The organism is Marinobacter sp. tcs-11 (assembly GCF_002049515.1).
Classification (GTDB): domain Bacteria; phylum Pseudomonadota; class Gammaproteobacteria; order Pseudomonadales; family Oleiphilaceae; genus Marinobacter; species Marinobacter nauticus.
The window spans coordinates 58,309-74,876 of sequence record NZ_LLYU01000013.1 but is presented as its reverse complement, the minus strand read 5'-3'; the positions used below and the strand labels follow the sequence as shown (position 1 = coordinate 74,876).

14 protein-coding genes are annotated in these 16,568 nt (G+C 58.7%); 6 read left to right on the top strand and 8 right to left on the bottom strand.

Going from position 1 to position 16,568, the window contains the following annotated elements:
• Positions 1 to 27: 27 nt before the first annotated feature.
• From ARC85_RS14090 to ARC85_RS14080, 3 genes are all read right to left on the bottom strand, one after another.
• Complete coding sequence (locus ARC85_RS14090) at positions 28 to 846, bottom strand: metal-dependent hydrolase (RefSeq protein ID WP_011785563.1); 819 nt, start codon at positions 844 to 846, stop codon at positions 28 to 30.
• A 241-nt stretch (positions 847 to 1,087) separates the two neighbouring features.
• Complete coding sequence (locus ARC85_RS14085) at positions 1,088 to 2,464, bottom strand: solute carrier family 23 protein (protein ID WP_022990961.1); 1,377 nt, start codon at positions 2,462 to 2,464, stop codon at positions 1,088 to 1,090.
• A gap of 91 nt (positions 2,465 to 2,555) precedes the next feature.
• Positions 2,556 to 4,184: an acyl-CoA synthetase gene (locus ARC85_RS14080; protein ID WP_286715184.1), complete on the bottom strand. Its 1,629-nt coding sequence runs from the start codon at positions 4,182 to 4,184 to the stop codon at positions 2,556 to 2,558.
• Between the two features lie 148 nt (positions 4,185 to 4,332).
• Here ARC85_RS14080 and ARC85_RS14075 point away from each other — a divergent pair, with 148 nt between their 5' ends.
• Positions 4,333 to 5,844, top strand: coding sequence for a PAS domain-containing sensor histidine kinase (locus ARC85_RS14075; protein ID WP_286715183.1), 1,512 nt, complete (start codon positions 4,333 to 4,335; stop codon positions 5,842 to 5,844).
• Complete coding sequence (locus tag ARC85_RS14070; RefSeq protein ID WP_014420959.1) at positions 5,844 to 6,494, top strand: response regulator transcription factor; 651 nt, start codon at positions 5,844 to 5,846, stop codon at positions 6,492 to 6,494. Before ARC85_RS14075 ends, ARC85_RS14070 begins: the two co-directional genes overlap by 1 nt.
• Here ARC85_RS14070 and ARC85_RS14065 read toward each other — a convergent pair.
• The gene (locus ARC85_RS14065; RefSeq protein ID WP_023009334.1) at positions 6,482 to 7,897 is read right to left on the bottom strand and encodes an aminotransferase-like domain-containing protein; all 1,416 of its coding nucleotides are present in this window, start codon (positions 7,895 to 7,897) and stop codon (positions 6,482 to 6,484) included. The two genes, ARC85_RS14070 and ARC85_RS14065, sit on opposite strands and share 13 nt — an antisense overlap.
• 205 nt (positions 7,898 to 8,102) lie before the next feature.
• Here ARC85_RS14065 and ARC85_RS14060 point away from each other — a divergent pair, with 205 nt between their 5' ends.
• Genes ARC85_RS14060 through ARC85_RS14050 form a run of 3 tightly spaced genes read left to right on the top strand, consistent with a single transcriptional unit; the run spans position 8,103 to position 10,450 of the window.
• A complete protein-coding gene (locus ARC85_RS14060) occupies positions 8,103 to 8,408 on the top strand; it encodes a hypothetical protein (RefSeq protein WP_226611025.1) in 306 nt (101 codons plus the stop codon).
• The gene (locus ARC85_RS14055; RefSeq protein WP_286715181.1) at positions 8,405 to 9,214 is read left to right on the top strand and encodes a PhzF family phenazine biosynthesis protein; all 810 of its coding nucleotides are present in this window, start codon (positions 8,405 to 8,407) and stop codon (positions 9,212 to 9,214) included. The genes ARC85_RS14060 and ARC85_RS14055 overlap by 4 nt, the downstream gene beginning before the upstream one ends.
• Before the next feature lie 45 nt (positions 9,215 to 9,259).
• Entirely contained in the window at positions 9,260 to 10,450 is a 1,191-nt protein-coding gene (locus ARC85_RS14050) for a BaiN/RdsA family NAD(P)/FAD-dependent oxidoreductase (RefSeq protein WP_286715178.1), read from the top strand.
• 6 nt (positions 10,451 to 10,456) lie between these two features.
• Here the strand turns inward: ARC85_RS14050 and ARC85_RS14045 are convergent, their stop codons facing one another.
• From ARC85_RS14045 to ARC85_RS14035, 3 genes are all read right to left on the bottom strand, one after another.
• A complete protein-coding gene (locus tag ARC85_RS14045) occupies positions 10,457 to 11,908 on the bottom strand; it encodes a phospholipase D family protein (protein ID WP_286715175.1) in 1,452 nt (483 codons plus the stop codon).
• A 109-nt stretch (positions 11,909 to 12,017) separates the two neighbouring features.
• Positions 12,018 to 12,956, bottom strand: a complete 939-nt coding sequence (locus ARC85_RS14040) for a universal stress protein (protein WP_222179936.1) — start codon at positions 12,954 to 12,956, stop codon at positions 12,018 to 12,020.
• 1 nt (position 12,957) lies between these two features.
• A complete protein-coding gene (locus ARC85_RS14035) occupies positions 12,958 to 14,445 on the bottom strand; it encodes a SulP family inorganic anion transporter (protein WP_011785574.1) in 1,488 nt (495 codons plus the stop codon).
• Between the two features lie 169 nt (positions 14,446 to 14,614).
• Here ARC85_RS14035 and ARC85_RS14030 point away from each other — a divergent pair, with 169 nt between their 5' ends.
• Positions 14,615 to 15,895, top strand: coding sequence for an MgtC/SapB family protein (locus tag ARC85_RS14030; RefSeq protein ID WP_022990968.1), 1,281 nt, complete (start codon positions 14,615 to 14,617; stop codon positions 15,893 to 15,895).
• A gap of 4 nt (positions 15,896 to 15,899) precedes the next feature.
• On the opposite strand, the gene alkB is transcribed toward ARC85_RS14030, so the two are convergent.
• Positions 15,900 to 16,550, bottom strand: coding sequence for a DNA oxidative demethylase AlkB (alkB, locus tag ARC85_RS14025; RefSeq protein ID WP_011785576.1), 651 nt, complete (start codon positions 16,548 to 16,550; stop codon positions 15,900 to 15,902).
• Positions 16,551 to 16,568: the final 18 nt, after the last annotated feature.

The window sequence follows — 16,568 nt, the reverse complement described above, 5'->3', positions numbered from 1 at the left end:
GAAAATTTCAGCAACCCGGGAACCGGATCAGGCTTCCAGCTCCCTCAGATTGGCTTCCAGCAAACCGCGATTGTCCTGCTGCCACGGATGAAAATCCCGCCGGAAATAGGCCAGAAAATCCGGCAGGCACTTGCGCAGAACCCCCGGCTTGCCCCACAGGAAATTCAGCCCGCCCAACCAGGTTCTCAGGCTCCAGAGCTTGCCGTCGGTTTTCAGAAGGCTGCAGGTATTAAGGAAGGTGTAGCGGAAGAAATTCCAGGTTACGAACAGGAACACGATCCGGCGAAGCTTGTCGTTGCCAATACAGGCACGGTATACGTCGAAAGCCACCGACTTGTGTTCGGTTTCCTCAATGGCATGCCAGCGCCACAGCCTCTTCATGGTTGGAGTCGCCCCTTCCATCCACTCCGGGTGACTGAGAATTGCGTTGGCCAGAACGGCCGTGTAGTGCTCAGCACCACAAGTCCCGGCCAGCTGCCGACTCGGCGGCAGGCGCCCGACCCACTCCATATGTTTGCGGAACCGTTCGTCCAGGGCATCAATATCGTAGCCCCGGGCTTTCAGAGCCTCGTTGTATTCCTTGTGCTCGCGGCTATGCAGAGCCTCCTGGCCGATAAAGCCCTTGATCTCCTCCTTCAACTTGGGATCGGTAATCTGATCCCGGTAGAGCCGGACTGCGTTGATAAACTGTTGCTCGCCATCCGGAAACTGCAGGGACAAGGCATTGAAAAAGGCCGTTCGAAAGGCATCGTTACCATGCCAGAGCGTTCTCAGTTCGGTACGAACATCAAACCGCAGGTGCCGGGGTTTGACCGTGACACCATCGGGGGTGGAGCTGATCGTCATGGCAGCCTCCTGTGGTCTGTTTGTTGTTATCGGGAGTTTGACTGCGGATGATTTTTAATCAACGGGATCAGTTTACCCCCACGTAACTGCAAACCGGAAGGCATACCTCAAGAAAAAAAGACGCTTTGTCACAATATGACAACTTGTCAGAAATCCGAACAGAAACAAAAAAGGGAGGCGCTCAGGCCTCCCAAGGACACACAGTGGGTAGATGCCGCCGCCGAACACAGCGGCATCAGGTTCAGTGCTCTTTAACCGGCTCCACGCCCGGTGCTTCCGGGTCTGGGGTAAAGCCGAGAATGTGAGTACGCTCAATCAGGAAGTACAACACCGCACCGGTGGCCAGGCCCCAGCCTGCGCCGTAGACCGCAAGTACCACACCCATGGTACCGGCGATACCGCGCTCGGTGTTGTTCTCCAGCTGTTCCAGACCCACCATCAGGCAGATATAGCCGGTCAGCAGCAGTGTCAGCGACAGCGCAATCGGCAGCACCGGCTGGAAGAAGCTCACCAGCGGCAGCACAAACAGTGCGATAAAGCCTGTAATCCAGAAGGTGCCACCACCGCTGTAGATGGAATCCATGGCATTACGGCCGTACTTGTAGCGCTCGGCCATGGTGGCGGTCACCGCCGTCCAGATCGGGCCAGCCAGGCCAGGGTATGGCGCGAAGAATGCGTGGCCGCCGTTACGGATAGCGGTCACCAGGTGCACACGGTCCACGCTGTTGTCGATGTCTTCGTCTTTGCGCAGGTGGTCGACACGATTCATCAGGGACTGACCCACCACGATGTCACCGAAGGCAATGACGTAGGCAATGACTGCGGTCGGAATCGCATACAGAAATACATTCAGATCCGGGAAACCAACGCTAAACGGCAGGTAGTTCCACAACTGGTCGAACGCCGGCTTGGTGATCCCCCACTCCACGTTCGGCACATCGTATTCGCCGGTGGCAAAGCCCACCAGAATGGCCACCACCATGCCCGGCACCATGCCGTAGTTGGCAATCTTGCGGGCCAGCACGTTCTTGTCGACAAAGCCTTTGAACGAGACCGAGAACATCAGATACAGACACACCAGACCACCCACGATCAGGGAGATCGGCGTGTTGGCCAGGCGGCCGCCGGCCTCGATTTCACCCATCAATGCCGCAATACCGGCACCAATAATGATACCGCCCTTCATCGAGCGCGGAATCCAGTTAACCAGTTTGCTGCCCAGACGGGTCACGCCCAGAATCAGAAAGATCAGGAACACCAGGAACTGCAATGCAAACAGCGCCTGGATGGCCTCAGGGCCGGGTTCATAATCGGAAAGGAACAGCAGCACCACCGGAATACCCGGGGTAATCCAGCCGGGCACCAGAGGCACACCCAGCAAGGCTGGCAGCATAAAGCCGATACCGCAGATCACCACGTAAGCCAGGGCCACGTCGTAGGGAACACCGAGATATTTTTCCAGCAGCGGAATCATGGCCAGACTGACCACAAACATGATCAACGCCTGCACCATCTCCGCGAATTCCCAGCGGTAATGGACAAACGGCAGTCGGACTTTAAAGGGACCAGCAGGCCAGTACGGCTGCTCTTCACCATTCTTTCTGTGGAACATTTGCATAACGATACCTCCAGACACCGTATTTCAGATGCCAGCCTGTGTTGTTTTTGTGGAGAGGTTGGCTGCGCCAGCGGCGCAGCCGTTCAAGGAATCAGTTCAGCTCTTTGGCCTGGTCCCTCAGTACGAACTTCTGGATTTTGCCCGTTGAGGTCTTTGGCAGGTCGGTGAAGACCACGGTCTTCGGCACCTTGAACCGGGCCAGATGCTCCCGGCAAAAGTTGATGATGTCTTCCTCGGAGACATCGCCGGCCTCCGGTTTCAGGGTAACGAAGGCACAGGGTGTTTCGCCCCATTTTTCGTCCGGACGGGCCACCACCGCCGCTTCCATCACCGCCGGGTGACGATACAGCGTGTCTTCCACTTCGATGGTGGAAATGTTCTCACCCCCGGAAATAATGATGTCTTTCAGACGATCCTTGATTTCCATGTAACCGTCTTCGTGCCAGACCGCCAGGTCTCCGGTGTGGAACCAGCCGCCCCGGAAGGCTTCTTCGGTGGCTTTGGGATTCTTCAGGTAGCCCTTCATTACGGTGTTGCCGCGCAGGAAGATCTCACCGATGGTTTTACCGTCTTTGGGGACCGGCTGCATGGTGTTGGGATCCGCCACCATGGTGCCGCCCAGCGTGTGGTAACGCACACCCTGGCGGGCCTTGATCTTGGCGCGATCATGCAGGGGCAGTTCGTCCCACTCGGATTTCCAGGCACACACGGTGACCGGGCCATAGACTTCGGTCAGGCCATACACGTGAGTGACCTTGATGCCCATCTCTTCAATGGAACCAATCACCTGGGCGGGGGGCGCCGCGCCGGCAGTCATGGATTTCACTTCGTGGTCGATGCCCGCCTTGGCTTCCGGTGAGGCATTCAGCAAGGCATTGAGGACGATCGGGGCACCACACATGTGGGTAACCTGATGGTCACGAATCAGCTGCAGGATTTTCTCCGGGTCTACCCGGCGCAGGCACACGTGGGTACCGGCCATGGCGGTAATGGTCCAGGGGAAACACCAGCCATTGCAGTGGAACATCGGCAGCGTCCACAGGTACACCGGGTGCATGTCCATGGACCACACCGTCTGGTTGCCCAGCGCGTTGATGTAGGCACCGCGGTGGTGGTACACCACGCCTTTGGGATTACCGGTGGTGCCGGAAGTGTAGTTCAGGGAAATGGCATCCCACTCATTTTCCGGGAAACTCCACTGGAACTGCGGGTCCCCTTCCTGCAGGAAGGCCTCGTAATCCAGGTCGCTGACCTGAACGCCCTCACCATATTCCGGGTCATCCACGTCAATCACCAGCGGCTTGTGCTCCAGATGGCGCACCGCATCCTTGATCACCTGACCGAACTCCCGGTCAGCAATCACCACCTTGGCTTCGCCATGCTCCAGCATGAAGGCGATGGCTTCGGCATCCAGGCGAACGTTCAGGGTATTGAGCACGGCACCGATCATAGGGATGCCGAAATGGCACTCCACCATGGCCGGAATGTTCGGCAGCATCACGGCAACGGTGTCGCCCCGGCCGATTCCACGGCCTTTCAGGGCCGATGCCAGGCGCAGACAGCGGTCGTAGGTTTCAGCCCAGGTGCGGCGGATAGCTCCGTGAATGATGGCCGGGTAATCCGGATACACACTGGCCGTGCGCTCGATAAAATCTATGGGGGATTGAACAGCGTAGTTCGCGTCCCGGGGCTCTAGGCCCTGGTCAAAAATCGACGTCATTGGCGTGGTCCTCTAACTCGGATGTTGTTCTTATGGCGTATTCAGAAGAATCGCTAAAGCAGCTATACTCAGCATTGCCGAAAATGGTAGACCACAGCAAAACTACTAGAAACTCTACCATGGTATTATGGGAATACTTCTATAAAACATGACAGATCCCAACAATTCTCGACAAATCAATCTCCTACTGGACAGCGACCCGCAACCCACGCTGATTCTGGCAGCCGACGCAACGGTATCCGACTGCAACCGTACCACCCGTGAGTTGCTCACTATCAGTAAAGCACCTACACCAGATGCTTTGTTACCGGTAAACACTCAGGCGCTGGTGCAGGCGGCCATCGGCCAGGGCCGGGCCATTGAGGATGTGGAGTCACGGTTCAGTGATCGAATCGTTCTGTGGAGCTTTATTCCCCTGCCAGAGGGCACGCAGGTTCTGGTGCGCGGGCGCGATGCCACCAACGACATTCGGGATCAGGAGCAGGCGGTCCGCTCCAACCGGCTTTACCGCCTGATCACTGAAAACACCACCGACCTGATCTCTCGCCATGCCCCGGATGGCCGTTTTATCGACGCCACGCCCGCTTCCTGGCGGCTGCTGGGATACTGGCCCGAAGAGCTGCGCGGCAAAGCCCTGGAAGACGTTTTCCAGGGGGAGAATCTGGCCGAAGAGCTGGCACAAACCCGCCACCGCCTGCGGGAAGACGGCTACGCCACCCTCACTCTGGAACTCCATCACCGGGACGGCAGCCACCGCTGGTTCGAGATTGCCAGCCGAGCCATCCGCGAGACATACACCGGTGCCGTAGTTGAAGTGATCAGTGTCTCCCGTGATATTACCGCCCGGGTAGAATCGGAAGAGCAGAACCGACGTCTGGCAGACGAGCTGGCCCATACCGCGCGCCTGGCCACCCTGGGCGAGCTCGCCTCGAGCATTGCTCATGAGATGAACCAGCCGCTGGCCTCCATCGTCAATTTCGCCAGCGCCAGCCAGCGTTTTCTCAAGGAAGCCGATAAACACCCGGACCGTCTCCTGAAAGTGGACGATGGTCTGCAGAAGATCGTGCATCATGCCAACCGGGCCTCAGAGGTCATCAAACGGCTGCGAGCTTTCCTGCGCAAGGGCCAGAAGCGCATGGCACCGGTCTCGCTCAATGCCGTTATCAGCGACGTAGTGAAACAGTGCCAGTGGGAAGCTGAGAAAAACGGGGTCCGGTTACAGGAGTATCTGGCCGCCGATTCTCCCGTGATTACCGCAGACCCGGTTCTGCTGGAGCAAGTGTTGATCAACCTGGTCCGTAACGGCATAGAAGCCAATGTCGAAGCCCGTGGCGAAACCGGCCGGCTGTCCTATATCGTGGTGACCACCTGCATAAACGATCAGCGCGAAACCCTGATCCAGGTCACCGACGAGGGCACGGGCCTGGATGACGAAGGCATACGCCAGATGTTTCAGCCGTTTTTCACCAGCAAACCCAAAGGCCTGGGGCTCGGGCTTTCCATGAGCCGTTCGATTATCGAAGGTTTTGGCGGCTTTCTCGACGCCATACCCGCCGAAACCGGCGGGCTGTCATTGATCTGTCGATTCCCGCCTAACCAGCACCGACTCGCCCCAAATCGCACCGCAGATTTCGCACATCCGCCAGGAGAAAAACCCTGATGCCAGACACGCACAACACGGTCTACGTGGTCGACGACGACGCCGGCATGCTTGAATCCACCCAGTGGCTACTGGAATCAGTGGGGCTGAAGGTGAAAGCCTACAGCGATGGCCGCCAGTTTCTGGATGCGGTGGAAGACCAGCGCCCTGGCTGCGTGGTTCTGGATATCCGTATGCCGGGGCTGGGGGGGTTGAACGTACAGGAAGAGTTGCAGAAACGAGGCCTGGACGTGCCGATCATCTTTGTTTCCGGCCACGCCGACGTGCCCATTGTGGTACGGGCCTTCAAGTCCGGGGCTTTTGACTTCATCGAAAAACCATTCAACGAACAATTGTTGCTGGACAGTGTGCAACAAGCCCTTCAGGACGCCGACGATCCTGTACCAAACGCAACGCCTGCTGCCAGTACCGAAGCATTGATTGCCAGCATGACCCGCCGGGAAAAGGATGTATTCCTGCCCCTGGCCCAGGGTTACACCAGCAAGGAAATTGCCGAGCAACTGGATGTCAGCGTCAAGACCATCGACCTGTACCGGGCCCGGGTGATGAAGCGCCTTGGTGCAGAGCGTCTGCCAGACGTGACCGGCCTGGCCATTGCCGCGGGTCTGTTGAACCCGCTCGAACTCAGGCAGCCCGCTCAGCCAGAATGACGCTGGACTTCGTGGGCCAGGGAGCCAAGTCGTATCACCGCGGTCTCCAGCCGGTCTGTCCAGGGATTGCCACCGTTCAGTCGCAGGCAGTTCTCGAACTTGTTGGTGGTTGAGAACATCAGCCCCGGTGCCACGTTGATGTTTTCGGCCCGGGCGCGCCGATACACTTCAGTACCGGACACACCGTCCGGCAGCTGCACCCAGAGCACAAACCCTCCCTGTGGCCGGCTGACCGCCGTGCCCTCCGGGAACGACCGGGCCACGGACGAACGCAGCCGTTCGGTCGCCTCACGGTAGTGTTGGCGGGCAGCGCGCAAATAACGATCGTAACCACCCTGCTCCAGAAAATGCGCCACCGCCAGCTGAGGAATGGACGAGGTTGCCAGGTTGACAAAATATTTGTGCTGGCGGGCACTGGCCATGTGTCGGCCGGGGATCATCCAGCCCAGTCTCAGGCCCGGTGAAATGGTTTTGGAGAAGGAACTGCAGTAGATCACGTTGTCTGCACGATCAAAAGCCTTGGCCGGCCGCGGGCGCTCACCCGTGTGGTACAGATCGCCATAGATATCGTCTTCAATCAACGGCACATTGGCGGCCGCCAGCATGGCCACCAGTTGTTGCTTGCGCTCGTCCGTCATCCTGGCACCCATAGGATTACTGTGATTCGGCACCACCACGCAGGCTTTCAGAGGCCACTGCTCCAGGGCCAGCTGAAGCCCCTCCAGGCTGATACCATCGGAGGGATGGGTCGGAATCTCAATCACCCGGAGCCCCACCACTTCCAGCGCCTGCAGGATTCCCGGAAAGGAAGGCGATTCCACGGCCACAATGTCGCCGGGCTGGGTGACCGCTCGCAGGGCCAGGATGATGGCCTCCTGGGCACCGTTGGTGGCTAGTACATCGTCTGGCGAGATCGGCACGCCGAGGCTCGCCATGCGCTGGGCAATCTGCCGGCGAAAGGATTCCTTGCCGGGGAAGGCGTAGTCCAGGGTTTCCAGGCCCCGCCGGGCAGCCCACAGGGTGCTCTGCTGGATCTGCCGCAGCGGCAGGTAATCCGGGTGTGGTATGGCGGTTGCCAACGGCACCATGCGCTTCTGCTCGTCCGCGCACAGATCCAGTGTCATTTCCCGGGCAGACACCGGCAGCGGCTGGCTGCGTTGTTCCGACATTCTGGGTTCCGGCACGTCCCTGGCAGGCAACCTTACGAAATAGCCACTACGCTCCCTGGCCTGCAGATAGCCACGGGCTTCCAGCGTCTGGTGGGCCTGAAGCACCGTGGAAATGCTGACACCAAACTGACGGCTGAGCACCCGAACCCCGGGCAAACGCTCACCCTCCCGGTAAACGCCATCACGGATCAGCCCCTGCAGCTGATCTGCTACCTGGTTATAAAGCACACCCATGGTCTTCTCCCTGTTTGCAGTGGCCAATCGAGGTCTATTGCAGCAGATCCGGCGCCAATTCAGGCAGTACAGATTGGCTACTTTTCGGCCAGCACAGTTCAGATTATAGATCATCTGTACCGATTCAATGCCTGGTTAACTGAATCTGTTATGGCAACACGGATAAGCGAACAATAGAGCCATCCACTGAAGAAGGAGTTTCACCATGGCACAGGTACAGAAAACCGACGAGCGCTTTAAACAACAACCGGATAGATCCAGAGCCAGTCAGAAAGACCTGTTCAACCTTGCCGGAGCAGGCGCTACGACAGGCAACGGTCATCACCTCAAAACCATACAAGGCCTGGCCCGGGATGGCATCCGGGTAATCCCGGCCGGCCACAACCACTGGATTCTCACCGGCAACCGCCCGCTGCCGGAAGTCCACTGCTACAGTGAGCAGGAATTACAGCGCTTCGCCCGTTCGCGAGCCAGACATTATCTGACCAACTCCAACAGGGAGAACCTATGAACACCACACCGATTTATCAGGTCGATGCCTTTACCAACACCCTGTTCGGCGGTAATCCGGCAGCCGTTATGCCGCTGGACCAATGGCTGCCAGACGAGCGGATGCAGGCAATCGCACTGGAGAACAACCTGTCGGAAACCGCGTTTCTGGTGCCGTTGCCAGAGTCTGACCCGGCGGATTTCCACATCCGCTGGTTCACCCCTGCGGTGGAAGTACCGCTGTGCGGCCATGCCACACTGGCCTCGGCGTGGGTGGTGTTCAACCGGCTGAGCTGGTCGGCCGACACCGTGCATTTTCACTCCAGAAGTGGTCCATTGGCCGTTACCCGCCGGGCAGAAGGCTGGCTGGAACTGGATTTCCCGAATCTGCCTTTCGAGCACAGGCCAACGCCGGCGCTGATTCTGGAGGCTTTGCCCGGGGCGCCGGCCGAGTCTTTCTACGTGCCTAACGACACCAATGACATGGTGGTGCTGGGCTCCGAAGACGAGGTGCGGACCGCAACTCCGGATAACCGCAAACTGGCCGAGCTGGGCAACCAGGGCCTGATTGTGACCGCCCCGGGAACGGACTGCGATTTTGTCAGCCGCTATTTCGCTCCCGGCGCCGGTATCGACGAGGACCCCGTGACCGGCTCCATCCACAGTGTGTTGGTGCCCTACTGGGCTGAGAAGCTTGGTAAAACCGAACTCAGGGCTCGCCAGGTTTCTGCCCGCGGCGGCGAACTGCGCTGCGAGCTCCGGGGCGAGCGGGTGGCCATTTCTGGCCAGGCAGCCTTCTACATGGAAGGCTCCGTTCACCTGCCGTGAGGCTGGTATACTGCCCGGCGTTCTTCACCAACGGCGGGTAGTATCATGGCAGGTTCATCCTCAGCGTATGACGTAATCATCATCGGCGCCGGCGCAGCAGGGCTGATGTGTGCGGCAACCGCCGGCTACCGGGGCCGGCGTGTGCTGGTACTGGACCATGCCAACAAACCGGGCAAGAAGATCCTGATGTCCGGCGGCGGGCGCTGCAATTTCACCAACCTGAACAGCACACCCACCAACTTCCTCTCGGATAATCCCCATTACTGTATCTCGGCGTTGAAGCGGTACACGCCCCAGGATTTCCTCGAACTGGTGGATCGACACGGCGTCGAGTACGAGGAGAAAGCGCCCGGTCAGTTGTTCTGCCGGGACAGCGCCAGAGACGTCCTCAATGTTCTGCTGACCGAATGTGAATGGGCGGGCGCGGAGATCCGGCTGAAGACCCAGATTCAGAAGGTACGGGAAGCGAACGGTGGCTATCAGGTTATGACTGGCAGCGGCGTGCTGAGCTGCGAATCTCTTGTGGTTGCCTGCGGCGGCCTGTCCATTCCCACCATGGGCGCGACCGGATTCGGCTATGAGCTTGCCAGAACATTCGGGTTGAACATTCTGCCGACCCGGGCCGGGCTGGTGCCCTTTACCCTGCAACCGGAGCTGAAACAGCAACTGGCACCACTCTCGGGCATCAGTTGCCCGGTGGATGCCCACTGCCACAACCAGCACTTCCGCGAGCCCATGCTGGTGACGCACCGGGGACTGAGTGGCCCGGCCATGTTGCAGGTGTCCAGTTACTGGAGGCCGGGGGATGAGGTGCACATCAACCTGTTACCCGACCAACCAATTCGGGAGGACCTGCTGGCACTTCGAAAGCAAAAGCCGCAATCCACTCTGGCGCAGTATCTCAACCAGCATCTGCCCAAACGTTTCGCCCAGGCATTTAATGAACTTCAGGGCTGGCAGGGCCCACTGCAAGGCTGCAGCAATCAGGACATCGAGCAGATTGCCGACACTCTGGGCAACTGGACGGTGAAACCGGCCGGCACCGAGGGTTATCGAACCGCAGAAGTGACCTTGGGCGGAGTTGATACACGCCAACTCTCTTCCAAAACCATGGCGGTTCTGGATCGGCCGAATCTGTTCTTTATTGGCGAAGTGGTGGACGTGACCGGGCACCTGGGTGGTCACAATTTCCAGTGGGCCTGGGCGTCTGGTGTCACTGCCGGCAACGAGGCCTGAGCGCCGCTACAGGTACTTCTCGATAGGCAGCCAAGACAGCATCCGCGACATGGCCCGGCGCCAGAAACCCACCTCCGGCTCGTGCTGCACCTCCTGCCCTTCTGACCGCCAGACCAGCTCATCCTGGCCATTCAGCTCAACCCCCCAGCTGTTCCGGGGCTCCATAGCGTAACGGATATCGTCCGCCACGGCACCGGCGAGCTCCGGGCTTTTGATCACCAGCACCGTCTCGCCATTGAGATAAATGGAACGCAGATTCACGTTAAAGGACCCGATAAACAGGGTTTCCCGATCAAACACCACCGCTTTGGAATGAAGGCTTACCTCACCGCCTTCACAGGCTGCACTGGCGGCCACCCAACGTTGGCATGCAGGGGCATCCGGTCGTAATTCGTGTAGCTCAATACCCTGCTCCAACATCGCCCGGCGCCACCGTGCGTATCCGGAGTGGTTGGTAACCAGATCATTGGTGGCCAGCGAATTGGTCAGGGCGGCAACCTGTAAACGACCTCTGCCAATGTCGCTCATGGCACTGAGCTGATGGTCAGTCAGGATCAGATACGCCGATTCAATAAGGATCTCGGACCGGGCACCGTCCACCAGGTCATACAGGGTTTGCGCGGTTCGCTGGGGAGCCTCTGCGGGGGCATCCGGGTCTTCGGGAGGCGGATCAAACACCAGTTCGGCGGGTGCGGAAACGGTGTTGGCAAACAAGGTCTCCAGATAGGTTCTTGCCGTTTGCCGGTTTCCTGGGGGCTCGATCTGGTAATGCCGCGAGGCGGCAGATTCAATCAGGACGCTGAGCTTCGGTTGTGCCTGTTCAGGCTTGGGATAAAGCTCTACCAGCGGCAAGGTCCAGGGACTGTCCCAGTAGGCCTCAAAATTGGCGGTCATGTCCTCCGCCAACGGCCCCAGCACCAGAACATCGCGGTCCCGGAAGTTCAGTGTCGGATGCTGATCGAAGTACTCATCCCCGATGTTCCTGCCCCCGGCAATACCCACAAGACCATCCACCACAAAGGTTTTGTTGTGCATGCGCCGGTTGATGCGATCAAAGTCAGTGATAAACGAGAGCCAGCGACCGAATCCATCCCGGGACCGGGATGGATTGAATATACGCACACGGATATTGGCATGGGCATCCAGCAGGGCGAACAGGGATTCCTTGCCAGCAACATTAATGTCATCCAGCAGCAGGCGAATCACCACTCCGCGATCCGCGGCCGCAACCAAGCGGCTGGCCAGGTAGCGGCCGCTGTCATCGTCGTTCCAGATGTAATACTGGGCGTCGATGCGCTGGCTGGCAGTCTCGATCAGTGCGGCCCGGGCCAGAAAGGCATCCTGGCCTGTGTTCAGCAGTTTTACCGCCGGCAACCCGGCGCCGACCCGCTCTTCGCTCTGTGCCTGCAGAAAAGCGTCTGGCTCCGAGGCGACCGGTATTGCCGGCCCGTGTTCCATCGGCTTGATCCCTCCTGCACAGCCAGCAAGGACAACCAGGGATATCAGGGTCAATAACCTTCTGATCATCGGGTTCCCTTCTCGGCTGCCTTTGAGCAATGGTTGCTCCTTATCTGAGAATAACCAGCGGCTTGTGCGCGGTTTTCAGCATGGTGGTTGTTGTACTGCCCACCAGAAACTGGCGGATTCGCGAGTGGCCGTAAGCGCCCATCACCAGAATGTCGATGCCGTGCTCTTCCTGATAGGCGTGCAGCGTGGGCTCCACATCGCCAGCGCGGATAGCCAGCGTGATCTCAACACCGAGGCCTTCCAGCATTTTTTCCGCTTTTTTCAGTTGCTCCCAACGATCGGCCGTGTCGGCTCCAACCATCACCAGGTGCAAAGGCATGCCCCGTAACACCGGGCTGGCCGCAATCATCTCAATGCCCTTGAAGGCGGTCGCGGAACCATCAAAGGCCACCATGGCACTTTTCGGCTCGCGGTATTCATCTGGCACCAGTAGAATCGGACGATGCACACTACGGATCACGGTCTCAAGCTGGCTACCGATGTGCACATCGCGATCGGAACTGCTTTCACCGTGCAACCCCATCACAAATAGCCGGGTTTCTTTTTCCAGCGCGGTCAGAGCCTCGGCCAGGTTGTCATGGCGCTGGCGCTTGACCGTCTCGCCAATACCCGCAGTTTTTACCCTGGCCTCTGCTTCGTCCAGCATGTGGTGGCCATGCTCCAGGGCAAGCTTGGAGCGCTTACGGTCCAGCTCCGCCAGCTCATCCAGCAAATGCTCGCGGCTGCCAAGACCGATGCTGCCAGCCAGATCCGGCTCGGCCGGATACCGTTCTTCATCCAGAACATGCAGCAGCATCAGCGGCGTGTCCATGTGGCGGCTGGCCCAGGCGGCAAAGTCGCACACCGCGGGGGCAGCCCGTGAACCGTCAATACACGCCACAATTCTCAACTTGTCTGCCGTCATAGCTGCCTCGCCTTGCGCCTGATTCTGGCTGTTATTATTGCTGCGAATGTCAGAGTTTTCTTTGGTCTGAGTCATATCAGTGCCCCATCAGCTGGTCAACGGCGTCGGGCTTGTCGTGCACCCCGAAGCGGTCAACGATGGTGGCACTGGCCTCATTCAGGCCAATCACTTCCACATCCGCACCCTCACGGCGGAACTTGATCACTGCCTTGTCCAACGCGCCAACGGCGGTAATGTCCCAGAAGTGCGCGCGGCTGAGGTCTATCACAACATTGTCCACCGCTTCCTTGAAGTCAAAGGATTCCAGGAATTTTTCCGAGGAACTGAAAAACACCTGGCCCACCACGGTATAGCGACGGGTGTCTGTTGCCTCGTCCAGCTCGGAGGTCACCAGCATGTAATGGCCAACCTTGTTGGCGAAGAACAGAGCCGCCAGCAGCACACCGGCCAGTACGCCGAAAGCCAGGTTATGGGTGGCGACCACCACAATGACCGTAACCAGCATCACGATATTGGTGGACAATGGGTGCTCCCTGAGATTACGGATGGAATCCCAGCTAAAAGTACCGATGGAGACCATAATCATCACGGCCACCAGGGCGGCCATCGGAATCTGCACCAGCCACTTGTCGAGCACCAGAACCAGAATCAGCAGAAAGACACCGGCCGTGAGCGTGGATAAACGTGTGCGACCACCGGATTTCACGTTGATGATGGACTGACCGATCATCGCGCAGCCTGCCATGCCGCCCAGCAAGCCGGAACCGATATTGGCAATGCCCTGGCCCTTGCACTCGCGGTTACGGTCGCTGGTCGTGTCCGTAAGATCATCGACAATCGTCGCCGTCATCAAGGATTCCAGCAGCCCTACCACGGCAAGACCGAGTGAATAGGGCAGGATGATCATCAGGGTTTCCAGCGTCAGCGGTACGTCTGGCCACAGAAAAATCGGCAAGGTATCCGGCAACTCACCCATATCACCTACGGTACGAATATCCAGCCCCATAACCATGGAGACAATGGTCAAACCGACGATGCAAACCAGCGGAGACGGAATCAACTTGCCCACAGTGGGTATCAGCGGGAAGAGATAGATAATAGCCAGACCAGCGGCGGTCATGGCGTAGACATGCCAGGTCACATTGGTGAGTTCCGGCAACTGGGCCATAAAAATCAGGATGGCCAGAGCGTTCACGAAACCGGTCACCACTGAACGGGATACAAACCGCATCAAGCCGCCCAGTTTCAGGTAGCCGGCGGCAATCTGGATCACACCGGTCAGCAGGGTTGCCGCCAGCAGGTATTGTAGGCCATGCTCTTTGACCAGCGTCACCATCAGCAGCGCCATGGCGCCGGTGGCCGCCGAGATCATTCCCGGGCGGCCACCGACAAAGGCAATAATCACGGCAATACAGAAGGAGGCATACAAGCCCACTTTCGGGTCAACCCCGGCAATGATAGAGAAGGCAATCGCCTCCGGAATCAGTGCCAGCGCAACCACGGTTCCGGCGAGCAAGTCGCCGCGGATGTTCGAAAACCAGTTCTGCTTGAGTGCGTTTGTCATGGTCAGGGGTGTCGCTTTCAATTCCTGGGGATATCAGATCGGGGCCGCGAAGGGTACCAGAAACCGTCCTGAAAGTATGGCCAGACTGGCCATCCCGACAGACCGGGGGTGCCGCCGGGGCCGCTAATTGCCTAGAATGCGTTTAAATAATCTTTTTGGTGACAAGTACATGGATGATGTAGCAAGCCAGTTCCTAAACGCCAACCAGACCACCATCAATCTGGCCGTGGCCTTGCTGCTCGGAGCCATCATTGGCCTGGAGCGGGGCTGGGATGCCCGGGAGCAGAAATCCGGGGAACGCATTGCCGGTATCCGCACCTTCTCACTGGTCGGGCTGTTGGGCGGCATTGCCGCCGTATTGTCGGAGCAGATTACCCCCTGGGCCTTTCCGGTATTGCTACTCAGTGTAGTGGCCATGGGGCTGGTGGCCTACAGCGAGCGCCTGGAACACATCCGCAATTTCAGCATTACCGGCATGGTCGGCATGTTGCTGACCTTCTGTTTCGGCGCTGTTGCCGTGGCGGTGGATCCGGTGATCGCCACCGCTGCTGCGGTGGTCACCGCCATCATTCTGGACAACAAGGAAGAAATCCACGGCTGGGTGCACAAGCTTCAGGCCAGCGAACTCGACGCTGCCCTTAAACTGCTTTTGATCTCGGTGGTGATGCTGCCTCTGCTGCCAAACGAGGCCATGGGACCGGGTGGCGTGCTCAACCCCCGGGAAATCTGGTGGATGGTGGTGATGATCGCCTCCATCTCATTTGTCGGTTACTTTGCCATCCGGGTGGCTGGAGCCCGCAAAGGTATTCTGTTCACCAGTCTTTTTGCCGGATTGAGTTCATCTACCGCCCTGAGCCTGCACTTCGCCCGGCAATCGGCGAAGAATCCCGACTTCAGCCCGCAGTTTGCTGCCGGCATCCTGATTGCCTGCGGCACCATGTTCCCTCGGATTCTGGTTTATTGCCTGGTCATCAACAAGGCACTGCTACCCAGCCTGATCTGGCCGGTCGCCATGATGACCGCCCTCCTCTACGTGCCCGCGCTGATCATTTGGCGCCGCAACGCCCGGCAACTGCAGGTGAGCCAGCCCACCATGAACCAGAACCCGCTGGATCTCTCTTCCGCACTGGTGTTCGGTTTCTTGCTGACCGCCATTCTGTTACTGGGGGAATTCCTCAAGAATGCCTTCGGCGATGTCGGCATTTACGCCCTGGCCGCGACCTCTGGCGTTGCGGATGTCGATGCCATCACCCTGTCTCTTACCCGGATGTCCAACGATGGCCTGGGCATGGATGCAGCCGTGCTGGGGATTGTCATCGCGGCAGCGGTGAATAATCTGGTGAAATCGGGCATCGCCTGGAGTATCGGCAACCGACAAACCGGTCTGCTGGTGGCTGGCCCGATGGTGTTATCTCTGGCCGCAGGCCTGTTGGTGGCCTGGCTGCAATAAGGTATCAGCCAGCCTTACGGAAGGTCAGATTGTAGCGGGCCGAGCCGGTCACCGGGTGTTCACCGGCTTTCAGAGTCAGAACGCCGTGGTAACGCAAACGGGCCGGGCCGCCCCAGACCACCACATCACCATGTTCCAGCAGAATACGCGCGGGGCGGTCGCTGCGCTTGAGTCCACCAAACTGAAACACAATGGGCAGGCCCAGAGACACCGACACAATGGGCCAGGCAAAGTCTTTTTCGTCCTTATCCTGATGCAGTCCCATTTTGGCCCCAGGCTGATAGCGATTAATCAGGCAGGCATCCGGGTCAAAGCCGGGAAATCCCGCTTCCCGGGCTGACTTGCAGGCCAATGAGACAAAGCTTTCGGGCATGGCCGGCCACGGAAGCCCGGATAAGGGATCCTGAGGCTGGTAGCGATACCCTGTCTCGTCAGTCACCCATCCCAGGGGGCCGCAACAGGTCATGGCGGCCGACATCTGATGGCCACCCGGCGTTTTCATGTGGCGAAACGGCGCCTGTCGCGCCACCTGTTCTATATCTCGCATCAAGGCTTGCTGGTGCTTCACGGCATGGCGCCGTAGCACAACCACGCCCTCGTCAAAGGCTTCCATTGTCGGTTGATCGTTCAACCCGGAAAACAGATCTGGCGTCATAAGCCACCCGTTTATCTT